We start from the raw sequence: 14,809 nt of genomic DNA on the forward strand, positions 1-14,809 counted from the left end.
GATTAGTCGCGAATGGCTGCGTTGGCCGCAGATCAGGATTCTGCGGAATCTGATCATTGGTTAATATGATTTCTGCGACGTTGTGTCGATCTTCAAAAGGCCGACGTGACGAACCGTTCGTCCACAACTCAAGGGATTGCAAGCCTTGAAGAATGAGTCCAGAATCAAGGCCATCCCTGTTTCAGGGATAGCTGTAAACCCTTAGATTTCAAAAGCTCGCAGGCCCGATGCGAGTCTCGTTTCCCGCTCCAAATAAAGATCTACAGGTTTCAGTCGAAGTCTGTAAGTCGTTGAAAAAAGGCCCTTCGGGGCCTTTTTTCGTTCGAATGCATTCTGCCTCAATACCCCGCCCTCCACGAAATTCAAGTACAAACACCACAACGCGGCGCCCTGGCCGTGACGTCGTGTGCTACCTGGACATATCGCTGATCACGTCAGCGGGCATTTCAAAAATCTCGGGTGCGCTCAACAGGTCCACTGCGGACAGCAAGGCATCGGGATCGATTGGGTCTTCAAGGATCAGCGTGTGCTGGGTGTGGTTGTCGGTCAGGCGCAGCGTGGGGGTAGCGTTAAATCCAATCTCCAAGGTTTCCGCTTTTTGCGTGTCCACGACTTGGGCAGCCCGTTCGCCGGCCAGGCAGCGTTGCAGGGACGGGCCGATGTCCGGATAGTCGTGTCCAGCAGCCAACTCACGGCCGTTGCCTTGGCTATGCAAGTAGACCCGGAGCACGGCCCCCCAAACGCCTTCGCGACCCTCACCCTGGCCCAGGCATTCGACCCGCCGCGCTTCCCGACTTGCGGCCGGTTCATGCTGGGGGAGGGGCAGGTGACGCCAGACCAGGTTGACGTGATCGTTGGTGACGATCCAGCGTTGCAGTTGCGGTAGGTACCTGATCATCAGCTGCGTGCAGAACATCTCGAGGTTGCAACTGGTCACCGCCCAACCCGTCGATGCCAGCCGAGTGCAGGTGCGGTTGAGAGGGGAGCGGGGCGCTACTGTACCCACACCGTGGCAAGTGATGGAAAACGGCCAAGTGCTCGACGCCGGCAGAGGCCTGCCGGGTATCGAGCAGATCAAGCAATTGATCGGGGCCCATCGCATTCACGTAGAGAGCGACAACCCTGCCGTTGATGGACTCGTTTTTGACGCTCAGGGGCTGGACCCGCTTATCGACGAGGCTCGCAAGGCATGTCGCTGGTAGCTGATGTCGAGGCGCAAGAAATCACACGGTTGCTCGCACCCATCGATGCCCAGGTGCCGGCGGGGCTGTTCGATGGGGAAGACGAAACCTACCAGGCCATTGACCAGGAGATGGTCAAGCTGGGTGGGCTGCAGGAAGCGTCTATCGACTGGGACTACATCGAGGAGGCCTCACGCCGCAGCGGCGAAGGGTGCATTGGCCCGTTTGCTACGTCAGCAGGAAGCCGCCCAGCTTGACCCGGCTGTTCTGGGTGAGCTGGAGCGCCTGTTGCGCAAACACACGGCGCTTGCCAACGGTATTGGCGAGTGCGATGCGCCCAAGAACCCGGTGGAGAGCCCCCAACCTGCGCCGCTGGTGGATGTCATCGCCACGCCGAAACCCTGCATGTCGATCGGTAACGAGCGCGAGACGCGCCGAGCCATCCTGAGCATGGCCGAGCTGATCAACCAGCAGGACCCTTACGACCCGACCGGCTACCAACTGCGTCGCTTCGGTCTGTGGGCCCACATTCAGGCCGCACCGCAAACCCGGCAGGGCAACCGTACAGAGTTGATGGCAGTGCCGCGGGATATTGCCAGCGACTACGAGGAGGCCATCGCCAGTACCGTAATCGACGCGGCGTTGCTCCAGCGGGTTGAAAAAAGTGTGTCGGCTTCGCCCTTCTGGATTCGCGGCAGCTTTCTTGCCGCAACCGCCGCGTCGCGGCTGGCGATGGGCGAAGTGGCTGAGGCCATCCGTGCGGCGACCGCTCGTTTCGTGCTGCGCATGCCAGCGCTGCAGCAGCTGTGCTTCAGCGACGGTCGGGTGTTTGTCGACGACCAATGCCTGGCCTGGCTCAAAGGGGCAGACGGGCAATCCGGGCAAGCCGGAGCTTCCCAAGAGTTCACCAGCCTTCGCGAAGAACTGGTCAGCCAGCTGGAAAGCGGCGGCGTAGAACCGGTGTTGCTAAGGCTGCAGGGGATGCAGGCAGATTTTCGAGCCCCTCGCGAGCGCTGCCATACCACCGTTATTGCAGCTGACCTGTTGGCCGCACGAGGCGTGTCCTGGTTAGCCCAGGACCTGTGCGCCGGGGTAGCGCGCACGATGCAGCAAACCACCGCCAGCGACTGGGAGCCCGAGGTATTCCAGCGGCTTCAACAATACGCGTCCTCCCACGTGCTGGCCGATCGGAACAAGGAGCAGGAGCCTCGATGAGTCAATTCTGGAAGTACCTCAAACGTTGGGGCTGGCCGCTGATGACCCGTATCGGTCTGGCAATGCCGCTGCTACTTGGGCTTGGCGCTGTGCTGATGCTGGTCGCCATCTGGTGGCTCGGCCCGCAATGGACGTGGCGCGATCAGCAGCCGTTGGCCAGTGTGGCGCATCGAAGTTTGGCCAGCCTGGTGTTCGTGTTGGTGGCGCTGTTGTGCTGGCTGATTGTCTTGAGAACGCGCTTTCGCCGCTTGCAAGCAGAACGTCAGCAGGCGATGGCTGCCGAGGTGGATCCGGCGCAACCGTTCGTTCATGCACAAGAGAAGGCGTTGAGCCAAGGGCTCGCACGCTACCTGGACAATGCCGGTGGGCGTCGCGCGCTGTACCGATTGCCGTGGTACCTCGTGCTGGGCACCAGGCAGGCCGGCAAGAGCAGCTTTATTGACTGCACCGATCAAAGTTTCTCGTTGACCCGCATCGACAAGGCGCAGGCACGGGGACGGCCAGCGCAGGCGCTCGCCTACCCCGTGGGGTGGTGGATCAGCAATGATGCGGTGATCATCGACCCGCCCGGTGCCTTTATCAGCCAGAACGGCCCCGCAGATTCGCTGGGCAGTGACTCCACTGACGTTGAGTCTTCGGTACCGTCTGGAACCCAAGCCAAACTGTGGCAGCATCTGTTGGATTGGCTGCAGCGCAATCGAAGCCAGAGAGCCCTAAACGGCCTGGTGCTGGTTGTCGACCTGCCCGCGCTGCTGCACGGTACCGTCGAGCAACGCACGGCACTTGCCCACCTGCTGCGCACACGTCTTTACGAGGCGAGCAGCCAGTTGGGCTCGCGCTTGCCGCTGTATGTCGTGTTGAGCAAATTCGATCTGCTGGACGGCTTCGACCAATTCTACAGCAAGCTTTCGGCCGCCAAGCGCAACAGCCTGTTTGGATTCACGTTCAAGCTGGATGCTGTCGACACCTTCGACGCTTGGCTGGGCGAGTATGGCGAACACTACGATCGGTTGCTGGAGCAGCTGTTCGAGCAGGTGATCGATCATCTGGACGTGCAGGGTAGCCCTGCGTTGCGTTCACGTCTCTACTCACTGCATAGGCAGTTGCTCGGGTTGCGTCCAATGCTGTTGAGTTTTCTGCGCGAGACCTTGGCAAGTGACCGTTTCACCACCCCGGCGCTGGTGCGCGGTGTGTATTGGTCGTCAGTCGTACAGCACGGTGACGTGCGCAACGCCTTTGTCCGTGAGGCGGCGCAGCCTTACAAGACCAGCCTCCCCTTGCTGGAGGGCAAGGCGCAGGGCAAGGCGTTGGCCTACTTCATTCAACAGGCCTTTGGGCGGGTCATCTACAAGGAGGCCGGCCTTGCCGGCGACAACGTCAGGGTGGCACGGCGCAAGCGCCAATTGCTGTGGGTGGGTGCTTCTGTAGGCGTTCTGGCCTTCTGTATCGCTATTGCCAGCTGGCATCGTTACTTCGACATCAATGGCATCAAGGCCGCCAGCGTGCTGGCCAAGAGCCGGGAGTACAGCCATCACGAAGTGGATCAGCGTCTGGACCCGACCGGGCGCAACTTGCTGGAGCCGCTGGACCAGATCCGCGATGCGGTAGCAGTGTTTGGCGACTACCGCGCTGCGTGGCCGGGTGTTGCGGATCTGGGGCTGTACCAGGGCCGTGCCATCGGGCCGACCGTTGATGAGGCGTACCTCAGTTTGTTGTCCAGGCGTTTCTTGCCTGCGTTGGCCAGCGGCGTGATCGATGCCATGGATGCGGCGCCCCCCGGCAGCGAGCAGCAAATGGCCGCGCTCCGGGTTTACCGGATGATCGAGGATCGCCGGAACCGCCGAGCGGAATGGGTCGAAGACTGGATGGCGCGACAGTGGCAACAGGCCTTCCCCGGCCAGGGGCAGCTGCAACGTGATCTCATGCGGCACCTGAAGTATGCCCTGGCCTACGCGGATACCGACCTGCCGCAGTATCGCCAGCGTGTCAGCGACGTGCAGCAGACCTTGCGCAAGGTGCCGTTGCCACAACGCGTGTATGCAGGCCTGAAGCAGCAGGCCCAGGAGCAGTTGCATACCGGTCTGGACCTGCGTCATCAGGTGGGGCCTGCGTTCGATGTCGTTTACCAGCTGTCTTCCGGCTCGAGCCAGGGCGACAATGGTGTTTTGCTGGCGCCCATGCTCACCGCCAAAGGCTTCAAGGAGTATTTTGAACCGCGTAGTCAGCGCTTTACGGAAATGGCAATGATCGACCAGTGGGCACTGGGGGAACGTGCTCAACTGGACTACTCCGATGCCGACCAGGCTGCGCTGAACGAGCGCCTGCGCAACCTGTACAGCGCCGACTACATCGCCAGTTGGCGCCGCGCCTTGAACGCATTCTCCGTGGCGGATTTTCGAGACCTGGATCATGGCATCACGATCCTTGAACAGTTGGCCGGGCCAGCGGCGCCGTTGCACCGATTGCTGGAGACGGTTCGCGACAACAGTTCGCTGTTATCACCAATGAATGTTGGCGTGGCGGATGAGGCCCCCTCGCTTGTTTCGGTCAACGGCAAGCCCGAGCAACAACAGGCGCTGGCCATCCAGCGGGCGTTTGCAGGCTTGAACGCCATGTTGCACGCTGCAGGCGAAAAGCCGAGCTACTACGATGAAACCCACGCAGCCATAGCCGCCGTCCACGACTATGCCAAGGCGGTACAGGGTAGCCCAGACCGAGGCAAGGCCGCGCTGCACGCGGTGCATCAGCGCTTTTCAATGACCGGGCACGACCCCATCGGCACCTTGCAACGCGTCGCCACTGGCTTGCCGGAGCCAATCAATCATCACGTCAGAAAGGTGGCAGAGCAAACGGCGCAAGTGCTGAACGTTGAAGCGCTGCGCGAGCTGGAGCGACGGTGGGATGCTGAAGTCTACAGCTTCTTCCAGCAGCGCCTGGCCGAGCGCTACCCATTCGTCGTCAGGGCACCCGACGCTTCGCTGGAAGACTTTGAAGCGTTCTTTGGACCGAATGGGCGACTGCAGCAGTTCCAGGATCAATACCTGAAGCTCTTTCTCAAGGACAATCTGGAGGCCTTGCAGGCTGGTCTGCAGGGGCGTTCCCTGATCCGTACTGATGTGATCGAGCAGCTGAAACTGGCTGATCGCATCCGCGAAACGTTCTTTGATCAGCGCGGTAACCTCAGCGTGCAGTTCAGCATCGAGCCATTGGGGCTCAGTGCAAATCAACGCACCAGCCTGCTGGATCTGGATGGGCAGCTGATTTCCTACACCCACGGCCCAAGCCAGATCACCGGCATTGTCTGGCCCAATACCTTGGGGCAACACGTGCGCAGCAACCTGACCCTGCTCAGGCAGAACGGCAATAGCAGCAGCCTGGAGTATCGAGGGCCTTGGTCGATGTTCCGCCTGCTGAGCCGCGGTTCGCTCAATGGACGTACGGCAACCAGCGTGGACCTGAGCTTCAGGACGGGTGATGGTGTGATGCGCTACCGGCTGAACGCGGAAAAGGCTTTCAACCCAATTACTCAACAACCGTTCAAAGGTTTTCGGTTGCCCCGAGGGTTGTTGCAACAGCCAGCCAGGGTGGTGTTGGTCGAACAGGCGGATGTGCCTGTCATATAAGCAGGAGGTGGTGCAAAACGAAGCGCGAGTCCAGGCGCGGCATTACTGTACCCAGGGTATTGAGCAACTGAAGTCGGGCATGCGCTCGGGCAGGGACTTACAGGCATGTTGAAGCGCTGATCAAGCCCAGAACCCAACCAGCACCAACGCCGCCACACCCAGCCCGACCGCAACCGAGCAGCCACCCAGCGACAGCGCCGCCCGGCCTTGCCGATACCAGCCGTCATGGCCCAATTGCCGTGCCGGCGCCAGCAGGCTGCGCCACCGCAGTTCCGTATCGTGAAACGCCTGCAAGTTCGCTGTATCGGCATCCAGCCAGCGGCGGAAGTCGATACGCTCGCACGCCGTCACCTGCGGGCTCTGCAAGCGCACATACCATTGCCCGGCCACGCTCGCCAGCACATCCCGGCGCGAGCGGCCAGCTTGCAGCGCCTGGCCCATGTTGCGCTCGATACTCGCCAGTGGCAGGTCAAGGCGCACAGCAATGCTGGCGAAGTCCAGCTGATCGAGGCGGTTAAGCAGGAATACTTGCTGTACGCGCCGTGGTAGCCGCTTCAGTGCATGCAGCAGGGCATCGTCGGCATCATGCTCGGCAGCAGGAGTGGGGTGCTCAAGGGGCAGCAGCAGACGGGTCATGGACAGCTCCTTGCTCTATAAAGGGGAGGAGGGGGCATCTTCCTTGATGCGGAAACAGCGTAGTAGAAACGAGATTGATTCTCAAGTGCTGATTCCGCAAAGTTTTGTAACGAGCGTTCACGCCCTGAAACACCTTTGCTATCATGCGCGCCATCACGATCTTCATTAGCCTGAAGAGCCAAAAAAAAGACCCGGCAAAAAAGCCGGGTCAAAAACCGTGATTAGCCTGATGAGGAGATAATCTGAGAGCGACCTAAGCTTTCAGGTTATCCAGCGGATCTCGCGATCAGCTGAGTGCAATAATAATCGTTATCATTTGGCAGTCAAATGAATTTTCGCTAATCCGGTAAAAAAGTTTTACCGGCGCGCTTCCTTGTCCCGGCAATCGGGGCTTTTGCCGTTACGCGGCCATCACGTTCTCTCCCTCCTTTCTTGTCTATAAACCCGGTCACTCGGTGTGTTTGTGCTCCAGCAGTGCGCGAGCCATGTCCATCATGTGCATCAACGCGAACGTCAGTTCGCGCTGGCTGCCGTGCTGGTGGGTGGCGGTTTCCTGGGCGGTGGCCGCAGCGCAGCGCAGCAGGGCGATGGCGTGTTCCTTGGCCTGTTCGCCGGTTACGCCTTCGTGCAGGGTCCAGATCCTGTTGTCCAGGGTGGGCCGCGGTGGGTTGGGGTTGAGGTAATAGTCGAGCGCGCGGCGGGCTGCTTCGCTGTCGAGATCTGTTTCGTCGTTTTTCGGTAGTTTCATCCTGATACCTGCCGGAGCCAGTAGGGAAGGGGTCAGGTCGATGGTAATACCTACAGTATTTTTATTCTTCCCGATAAATAATACTGAATGTTTATTGAGCGCTTGAAGGCAGTCCGTATCGTGCCAGCGATGAATATGGATAAATGGATTGCCCTCGTCCGTGACCGGATGGAGGAGCTAGGGCTCACTCAAGAGCAGCTTGCCGAGCGCGTTGGTGTGTCTCAAGGCAGTGTCGGTCATTGGGTGAACAAGCGGCGTCAGCCGAAAATCGAATCGATGAACCGCACGTTCGTCGAGATTGGCATGCCTCATTACAACGTCAGCCTGCAGCTGCGTATCCAGGGGCAGGTTGGCGAGGAGCGTAGTGTTTACGAGATAGCGGACGATGATGAACTCGACCTCATGCGATACATCGTTTGCTTCCGTTACCCGGTGCTGGGTTGGAGTGAGTTAGAGGCTGCGACGGCTGTAGAGCCTGCTGTTTTCGAGCAGACTGACTACCTGGCACAGGGCAAGGCGTTCTGGCTAACCGTGGAAAACGATGCCATGAGCGCTGTCAGTGGCCGCAGTGTGCCGCAGGGCATGCGGATGCTGGTGGACCCAGGTGTAGAGGCTGAGGCGGGGCGTTTGGTTATCGCTCGTCAGCCGGGCAAGCCGGCGATTTTCCGCGAGCTGGCCGAGGAAGGTGGGCAGCGTTATCTGAAGGCATTGAACAGTAACTACCCGGCGCTGTTGTGCGAAGAGGGTTGCGAATTTCTTGGGGTGGTCGTGCGGGTGCATGGGGCCTTTTGAAAGGGTTTGAGTAGCGGCGGCAACGGGGAACGGCGGGTGGAAGTTGGCCAGCAGGGCCGGCCCTTTCGCGGGTGAACCCGCTCCTACACGCGGCCTGCGCCCAATCACCGATGTGTGTCCACCCCCGATAGGTGCGGGTTTACCCGCGAATACGGTGGCGGCAGCAACGGTGAACGGCGGGTGGAAATTGGCCGGCAGGACCGGCCCTTTCGCGGGTGAACCCGCTCCTACACGCGGCCTGCGCCCAATCACCGATGTGTGTCCACCCCCGATAGGTGCGGGTTTACCCGCGAATACGGTGGCGGCAGCAACGGTGAACGGCGGGTGGAAATTGGCCGGCAGGACCGGCCCTTTCGCGGGTGAACCCGCTCCTACACGCGGCCTGCGCCCAATCACCGATGTGTGTCCACCCCCGATAGGTGCGGGTTTACCCGCGAATACGGTGGCGCCGGCAACAGTGAACGGCTGGTGGAGATTGGCCGGCAGGACCGGCCCTTTCGCGGGTGAACCCGCTCCTACGACGGCCTGCACGCGGCCTGCGCCCAATCACCAAAGTGTGTCCACCCCCGATGGCGTAGGAGCGGGTTTACCCGCGAATACGGTAGCGGCGGCAGCGGTGAACGGCGGGTGGAAATTGGCCGGCAGGCCCGGCCCTTTCGCGGGTAAACCCGCTCCTACGGGCTGTTGCAGGGGCGGCCTTGTGTTGCGTTAGGGCCGCAAAGCGGCCCTCCGGCACCGTTATTCCACCAGTTCGACCAGCACAGTCCCTTCGCTGACCATATCCCCCTCCAGGCAGAACAGCGCCTTCACCGTGCCGGCATGCGGCGCACGAATGCTGTGCTCCATCTTCATGGCCTCCAGTACCACCAGCGCAGTACCGGCTTCCACCACCTGGCCAGGTTCGACCAGCACCCGCACGATACTGCCGTTCATGGGCGCACCCATCCCACCCTGATGGCTGTGGCTGGCTTCAGCCTCGGCAATCGGGTCGAAAGCTTCGATGGCATGCATTTCACCATCCCAGTGCAGGTACAGCGTGCCACCCCGACGGATTGCCAGATGCTGGCGACGCACGCCGTTCTGGTCATGCACCAACTGCTCACCTTGCAACTGCCAGGTAGAAGCAGCGCTGCGTTCCAGGGCCACTGCCTGATCTTGCCCAGCGCTCACCAGATGCAAGCTGCTGCGTGCCGGTAGGCCCAAGCGCAGGCCGTTACGCCCGCCCCAAGGTGAATGGCGGTCGTCTTCGCGCTGATGGACCCCCTGGCCCTGCAGCCACGCCTCTGCCGCCGCTTCCCAGAAGGCTGCCGGCAGTGCTTGCGGCGCAGGCAGCAGAACCGCCTGATGACGCGGAATGAAGCCGGTATCCAGCTCCGCCGCAGCAAATGCCGGGTGGGCGAGAATGCGCCGCAGGAAGGCAATGTTGGTCTTCAGCCCGCCAATGGCAAACTCGTCGAGCATGGCCAGCAAGCGCAGGCGTGCCTGTTCGCGGTTTTCACCCCAGGCGATCAGCTTACCCAGCATCGGGTCGTAGAACGGCGACACCACATCGCCTTCGCTGACCCCGCTGTCCACCCGCCGGCCTTCGCCAGGCGCCGATTCACGGTACAGCGCCAATTTGCCGGTCGCGGGTAAGAAATCGTTGGCCGGGTCTTCGGCATACAGGCGTACTTCGATGGCATGGCCGATCAGCGGCACCTGTTCCTGTGTGATCGGCAGGGCTTCGCCGCAGGCCACGCGAATTTGCCAGGCAACAAGGTCCAGGCCGGTTATGGCCTCGGTGACCGGGTGTTCCACCTGCAGGCGAGTGTTCATCTCCATGAAGAAGAATTCGCCACGTGCATCAAGCAGAAACTCCACGGTGCCGGCACCCACGTAACCGATAGCCTGAGCGGCACGCACCGCCGCTTCGCCCATGGCCCGGCGCAGTTCGGGCGACAGGCCGGGGGCAGGGGCCTCTTCCACCACCTTCTGATGGCGGCGCTGAATGGAACAGTCGCGTTCGTTGAGGTACAGGCAGTTGCCGTGCTGGTCGGCGAACACCTGAATCTCCACGTGGCGTGGCTTGAGCACGTACTTTTCCACCAGCATGCGCGCATCGCCGAACGACGACTGTGCCTCACGCTGGGCCGAGGCCAGGGCGTCGGCCAGTTGGCTTTCTTCCTCGACCACTTTCATGCCCTTGCCACCGCCACCAGCGCTGGCCTTGAGCAGCACCGGGTAGCCGATGCGTTCGGCCGCAGCGCGGAAGGTGTCCAGGTCCTGGGCCTCGCCGTGGTAGCCCGGCACCAACGGCACGCCGGCCGCTTCCATCAGTGCCTTGGCTGCCGATTTGCTGCCCATGGCGTCGATGGCGCTGGCCGGTGGGCCGAGGAATATCAGCCCGGCCTGCTCGATGGCGCGGGCGAAACCTGCGTTCTCGGACAGAAAGCCATAACCTGGGTGGATAGCCTGGGCGCCGCTGGCCTTGGCTGCTGCCAGCAGCTTGTCGACCAGCAGGTAGCTTTCGGCAGCCTTTGTGCCGCCCAGGTCGACGCGGATGTCAGCTTCGCGGCTATGCCGGGCGTCACGGTCGGTGGCGCTGTGCACGGCAACAGTGGTCAGGCCCATGGCCTTGGCGGTGCGCATCACCCGGCAGGCGATTTCGCCGCGGTTGGCGACCAGCAGGGTGGTCAAAGCGGGGCGGCTCATGGGCGCGGCTCCTTCTTGTCAACGGTTTGCCAGGCAGGGCGGCGTTTTTCCAGGAAAGCGCGCAGGCCCTCCTGGCCTTCGGCGCTGACGCGGATGCGGGCGATGGTGTTTTCGCAGTAACGGCGCAGGGCCGGGCTGAGTTCGCCGTCGTCCACTTCGCGCAGCAAGTCCTTGGTGGCGCGCAATGCTTGTGGGCTGTTCTGCAGCAGGTTGCTTACCCAGGCTTCCACGTGGTCGTCCAGTTCGCTGGCCGGGTATACCTCGGCCAACAGGCCAAGTTCGCGGGCGCGCACGCCAGTGAAACGCTCGGCGGTGAGGGCGTAGCGGCGCGCGGCGCGTTCGCCAATGGCCTTGACCACGAACGGGCTGATCACCGCCGGGGCCAGGCCGATGCGTACTTCCGACAGGCACAGCTGGGCGTCTTCGGCGCCGATGGCCATGTCGCAGCAGCTGATCAGGCCCAGCGCGCCGCCGAAGGCTGCGCCTTGCACCACGGCCAGGGTCGGGGCCTTGAGGCGGTGCAGGGCGTACATCAGCTCACCCAGTTCGTGGGCGTCATCCAGGTTGGTGTTGAAGTCCAGTTGTGCCGACTGCTGCATCCAGGCCAGGTCGGCACCGGCGCTGAAGTGCCGGCCACGACCGCGCAGCAGCACAAAGCGCAGGCTGGCGTCTTCGGCCAACTGGTCGATGGCCACGATCAGCTCGCGGATCATCTGCGCGTTGAAGGCGTTGTTCTTGTCCTCGCGGCTTAACCACAGGGTGGCGAAGCCGCGTGGGTCGCGGATCACTTCGAGGGTGCTGAAATCGCTCATGGGTCACATCCGGAAAATGCCGAAGCGGCTCGGTTCGATCGGCGCGTTCAGCGCGGCAGACAACGCCAGGCCGAGGACGTCTCGGGTCTGTGCCGGGTCGATGACGCCGTCGTCCCACAGGCGGGCACTGGAATAATAGGGGTGGCCCTGACGTTCGTACTGGTCGAGGATCGGCTGCTTGAGCCTGGCCTCATCCTCGGCGCTGAATGGCTGGCCGCTGCGTTCGCTCTGCTCGCGCTTGACCTGGGCCAGCACCCCGGCGGCCTGTTCGGCGCCCATCACGCCAATCCGCGCGTTGGGCCACATCCACAGGAAGCGCGGGTCGTAGGCGCGGCCGCACATGCCGTAGTTGCCGGCGCCAAAGCTGCCGCCGATGATCACCGTGAACTTTGGCACCTGGGCGCAGGCCACGGCGGTGACCAGTTTGGCGCCGTGCTTGGCGATGCCGCCTTCTTCGTATTTCTTGCCGACCATGAAACCGGTGATGTTCTGCAGGAACAGCAGCGGGATGCCGCGCTGGCAGGCCAGTTCGATGAAGTGCGCGCCTTTTTGCGCGGCTTCGGCGAACAGTATGCCGTTGTTGGCCAGGATCGCCACCGGGTAGCCGTGCAGGTGGGCGAAGCCGCACACCAGGGTGGTGCCGAACAGTGCCTTGAATTCATCGAACACCGAGCCATCGACCAGGCGGGCGATCACCTCGCGCACGTCGAACGGTTGCTTGGCATCCGCGGGCACCACGCCGTATAGCTCGTCGGCGGCATACAGCGGTGCCACTGGGGCCAACCGCTGCAGCTTGCCGAGCTTGTGCCAGTTGAGGTTGGCCACACTGCGTCGTGCGATGGCCAGGGCGTGTTCGTCGTTGTCGGCATAATGGTCGGCGACGCCGCTGGTGCGGCAATGCACATCGGCGCCGCCGAGGTCTTCGGCGCTCACCACTTCGCCGGTGGCGGCTTTCACCAGCGGCGGGCCGGCGAGGAAGATGGTCGCCTGCTGGCGCACCATGATCGCTTCGTCGGCCATGGCCGGCACGTACGCGCCGCCAGCGGTGCACGAGCCCATCACCACGGCGATCTGCGGGATGCCTTGCGCGCTCATGTTGGCCTGGTTGAAGAAAATGCGCCCGAAATGCTCGCGGTCGGGGAACACTTCGTCCTGGCGTGGCAAGTTGGCGCCGCCGGAGTCCACCAGATAGATGCACGGCAGGCGGTTCTGCAGGGCGATGGTTTGTGCACGCAGGTGCTTCTTCACCGTCAGCGGGTAGTACGAACCGCCTTTTACCGTGGCGTCGTTGGCCACGATCATGCATTCCACGCCTTCCACGCGGCCGATGCCGGCGATCACGCCCGCCGCTGGCACGTCTTCGCCGTACACCTCATGGGCGGCCAACTGGCCGATTTCGAGGAACGGCGAGCCCGGGTCCAGCAGGCGGTCGATACGCTCGCGCGGCAGCAGTTTGCCACGCGAGGTATGCCGTTCCTGGGCCTTGGGCCCGCCGCCCTGGGCAACCTGGGCGAGCAGGCCGCGCAGGGCCTGGACCTGTTCGAGCATGGCCGCGCTGTTGACGGCAAACTCTGCCGAACGCGGGTTGATCTGGGTGTGCAAGGTAGCCATGTGCGCCCGTCCCTTATGTTCAGCGGGTTTCGTTGAACAGTTCGCGGCCGATCAGCATCCGGCGGATTTCACTGGTGCCGGCACCGATTTCATACAGCTTGGCGTCGCGCAACAGGCGGCCAGCCGGGAATTCGTTGATATAGCCGTTGCCGCCAAGAATCTGGATCGCCTCCAGGGCCATTTGCGTGGCACGCTCGGCGGTGTACAGGATCACGCCGGCAGCGTCCTTGCGGGTGGTTTCGCCACGGTCGCATGCCTGAGCCACGGCATACAGGTAGGCGCGGCTGGCATTGAGCTGGGTGTACATGTCGGCAATCTTGCCCTGGATCAGCTGGAACTCGCCGATGCTCTGGCCGAATTGCTTGCGGTCGTGGATATACGGCACCACCAGGTCCATGCAGCTTTGCATGATGCCGGTCGGGCCGCCGGACAGCACCACACGTTCGTAGTCCAGGCCGCTCATGAGGACGCGCACGCCGCCGTTGAGCTGGCCCAGAATGTTCTCTGCTGGCACTTCCACGCCATCGAAGAACAGCTCGCAGGTGTTGGACCCGCGCATGCCCAGCTTGTCGAACTTGTTGCTGCGGCTGAAGCCTTTCCAGTCGCGCTCGACGATGAACGCGGTGATGCCGTGCGCACCCTTGTCCAGGTCGGTCTTGGCGTAAATCACGTAGGTATTGGCGTCGGGACCGTTGGTGATCCAGGTCTTGCTGCCGTTGAGCACGTAGTGATCGCCGCGTTTTTCTGCGCGCAGCTTCATCGACACCACGTCGGAGCCGGCATTGGGCTCGCTCATGGCCAAGGCGCCGATGTGCTCGCCGCTGATCAGCTTGGGCAGGTACTTGAGCTTCTGCTCGTGGGTGCCGTTGCGGTTGATCTGGTTGACGCACAGGTTGGAATGGGCGCCGTAGGACAGCGCCACCGAGGCGGAGCCACGGCTGATCTCTTCCATTGACACCACATGGGCCAGGTAGCCCAGGCCAGCGCCGCCGTACTCTTCCGGTACAGTGATGCCCAGCAGGCCCATGTCACCGAACTTGCGCCACATGTCGGCGGGGAACAGGTTGTCGTGGTCGATCTGCGCGGCGCGCGGGGCCAGTTCGGCGGCGACGAAGGTGCGCACCTGGTCGCGGAGCATGTCGATGGTCTCGCCCAGGGCGAAGTTCAGGGAGGGGTAATGCATGCTGGGGCACCTTCTTGTTCTTGAAATTGGGTTACACCATAGCTTGGGATCCAGCCCCGCCCCCTGTGGGAGTGGGCATGCCCGCGAATACGTCAGCAGGGTCACCGTCATTACCTGATCGGTCGCATTCGCGGGCAAGCCCGCTCCCACAGGGGGTGGCGTGACGCCTCAAGTGGGTGTCGTTCATCACCTTTACGTTAACGTAAACCTGCATGAGGTCACTGTCAATCCACTCGTCACCTTTACGTAAACGTAAATCTGCGCCAGAGTATTCCCGCTTGCTTCAGCCGTGCCCAAAACAACCACAAGAAGGGACA

10 protein-coding genes and 2 pseudogenes are annotated in these 14,809 nt (G+C 62.2%); 5 read left to right on the forward strand and 7 right to left on the reverse strand.

Going from position 1 to position 14,809, the window contains the following annotated elements:
* Positions 1 to 409: 409 nt before the first annotated feature.
* A pseudogene (locus PRJ_RS09985) lies at positions 410 to 889 on the reverse strand (DsbA family protein); the annotation flags it as partial.
* On the opposite strand from PRJ_RS09985, the pseudogene vasI reads away from it, so the two are divergent.
* From vasI to tssM, 4 genes and pseudogenes are all read left to right on the forward strand, one after another.
* Positions 888 to 1,202 (forward strand): annotated as a pseudogene (gene vasI, locus PRJ_RS09990) (type VI secretion system-associated protein VasI); the annotation flags it as partial. The pseudogenes PRJ_RS09985 and vasI sit on opposite strands and share 2 nt — an antisense overlap.
* Entirely contained in the window at positions 1,190 to 1,438 is a 249-nt protein-coding gene (locus PRJ_RS30350) for a type VI secretion system ImpA family N-terminal domain-containing protein (RefSeq protein WP_256597954.1), read from the forward strand. The pseudogene vasI and the gene PRJ_RS30350, both read left to right, overlap by 13 nt.
* Positions 1,326 to 2,396: a type VI secretion system protein TssA gene (gene tssA, locus PRJ_RS09995; RefSeq protein WP_256597955.1), complete on the forward strand. Its 1,071-nt coding sequence runs from the start codon at positions 1,326 to 1,328 to the stop codon at positions 2,394 to 2,396. The genes PRJ_RS30350 and tssA overlap by 113 nt, the downstream gene beginning before the upstream one ends.
* The gene (gene tssM / locus PRJ_RS10000; RefSeq protein WP_104961277.1) at positions 2,393 to 6,019 is read left to right on the forward strand and encodes a type VI secretion system membrane subunit TssM; all 3,627 of its coding nucleotides are present in this window, start codon (positions 2,393 to 2,395) and stop codon (positions 6,017 to 6,019) included. Before tssA ends, tssM begins: the two co-directional genes overlap by 4 nt.
* Positions 6,020 to 6,139: 120 nt before the next feature.
* Here tssM and PRJ_RS10005 read toward each other — a convergent pair whose 3' ends face one another.
* Together PRJ_RS10005 and PRJ_RS10010 are read right to left on the reverse strand one after the other, a co-directional pair.
* On the reverse strand, positions 6,140 to 6,655 hold the full coding sequence (locus PRJ_RS10005) for a DUF4880 domain-containing protein (RefSeq protein ID WP_104961278.1): 516 nt from the start codon (positions 6,653 to 6,655) through the stop codon (positions 6,140 to 6,142).
* A gap of 448 nt (positions 6,656 to 7,103) precedes the next feature.
* On the reverse strand, positions 7,104 to 7,403 hold the full coding sequence (locus PRJ_RS10010) for a DUF6124 family protein (protein ID WP_010954861.1): 300 nt from the start codon (positions 7,401 to 7,403) through the stop codon (positions 7,104 to 7,106).
* Positions 7,404 to 7,490: 87 nt separating this feature from the next.
* Here PRJ_RS10010 and PRJ_RS10015 point away from each other — a divergent pair, with 87 nt between their 5' ends.
* Positions 7,491 to 8,195 (forward strand): LexA family transcriptional regulator, encoded by a 705-nt coding sequence (locus tag PRJ_RS10015; RefSeq protein ID WP_104961279.1) that lies wholly within the window; start codon positions 7,491 to 7,493, stop codon positions 8,193 to 8,195.
* A 738-nt stretch (positions 8,196 to 8,933) separates the two neighbouring features.
* Here the strand turns inward: PRJ_RS10015 and PRJ_RS10025 are convergent.
* Genes PRJ_RS10025 through PRJ_RS10040 form a run of 4 tightly spaced genes read right to left on the reverse strand, consistent with a single transcriptional unit; the run spans position 8,934 to position 14,492 of the window.
* Positions 8,934 to 10,886 (reverse strand): acetyl/propionyl/methylcrotonyl-CoA carboxylase subunit alpha, encoded by a 1,953-nt coding sequence (locus PRJ_RS10025; RefSeq protein ID WP_104961280.1) that lies wholly within the window; start codon positions 10,884 to 10,886, stop codon positions 8,934 to 8,936.
* Positions 10,883 to 11,698, reverse strand: coding sequence for a gamma-carboxygeranoyl-CoA hydratase (locus PRJ_RS10030; protein WP_003251320.1), 816 nt, complete (start codon positions 11,696 to 11,698; stop codon positions 10,883 to 10,885). The genes PRJ_RS10025 and PRJ_RS10030 overlap by 4 nt, the downstream gene beginning before the upstream one ends.
* A gap of 3 nt (positions 11,699 to 11,701) precedes the next feature.
* Positions 11,702 to 13,309 carry a carboxyl transferase domain-containing protein gene (locus PRJ_RS10035; RefSeq protein WP_104961281.1) on the reverse strand — a complete coding sequence of 536 codons (1,608 nt, stop codon included), beginning with the start codon at positions 13,307 to 13,309 and terminating at the stop codon, positions 11,702 to 11,704.
* Positions 13,310 to 13,328: 19 nt separating this feature from the next.
* Positions 13,329 to 14,492, reverse strand: a complete 1,164-nt coding sequence (locus PRJ_RS10040; protein WP_003251317.1) for an isovaleryl-CoA dehydrogenase — start codon at positions 14,490 to 14,492, stop codon at positions 13,329 to 13,331.
* Positions 14,493 to 14,809: the final 317 nt, after the last annotated feature.

The organism is Pseudomonas sp. XWY-1 (assembly GCF_002953115.1).
GTDB classification, from domain to species: Bacteria; Pseudomonadota; Gammaproteobacteria; order Pseudomonadales; family Pseudomonadaceae; genus Aquipseudomonas; species Aquipseudomonas alloputida.

Coding starts and splice junctions, on each gene's coding strand:
- PRJ_RS30350 (WP_256597954.1), top strand. CDS start 1,190: ATGTCGCTGGTAGCTGATGTCGAGGCGCAAGAAATCACACGGTTGCTC.
- tssM (WP_104961277.1), top strand. CDS start 2,393: ATGAGTCAATTCTGGAAGTACCTCAAACGTTGGGGCTGGCCGCTGATG.
- PRJ_RS10005 (WP_104961278.1), bottom strand. CDS start 6,655: ATGACCCGTCTGCTGCTGCCCCTTGAGCACCCCACTCCTGCTGCCGAG.
- PRJ_RS10010 (WP_010954861.1), bottom strand. CDS start 7,403: ATGAAACTACCGAAAAACGACGAAACAGATCTCGACAGCGAAGCAGCC.
- PRJ_RS10015 (WP_104961279.1), top strand. CDS start 7,491: ATGTTTATTGAGCGCTTGAAGGCAGTCCGTATCGTGCCAGCGATGAAT.
- PRJ_RS10025 (WP_104961280.1), bottom strand. CDS start 10,886: ATGAGCCGCCCCGCTTTGACCACCCTGCTGGTCGCCAACCGCGGCGAA.
- PRJ_RS10030 (WP_003251320.1), bottom strand. CDS start 11,698: ATGAGCGATTTCAGCACCCTCGAAGTGATCCGCGACCCACGCGGCTTC.
- PRJ_RS10035 (WP_104961281.1), bottom strand. CDS start 13,309: ATGGCTACCTTGCACACCCAGATCAACCCGCGTTCGGCAGAGTTTGCC.
- PRJ_RS10040 (WP_003251317.1), bottom strand. CDS start 14,492: ATGCATTACCCCTCCCTGAACTTCGCCCTGGGCGAGACCATCGACATG.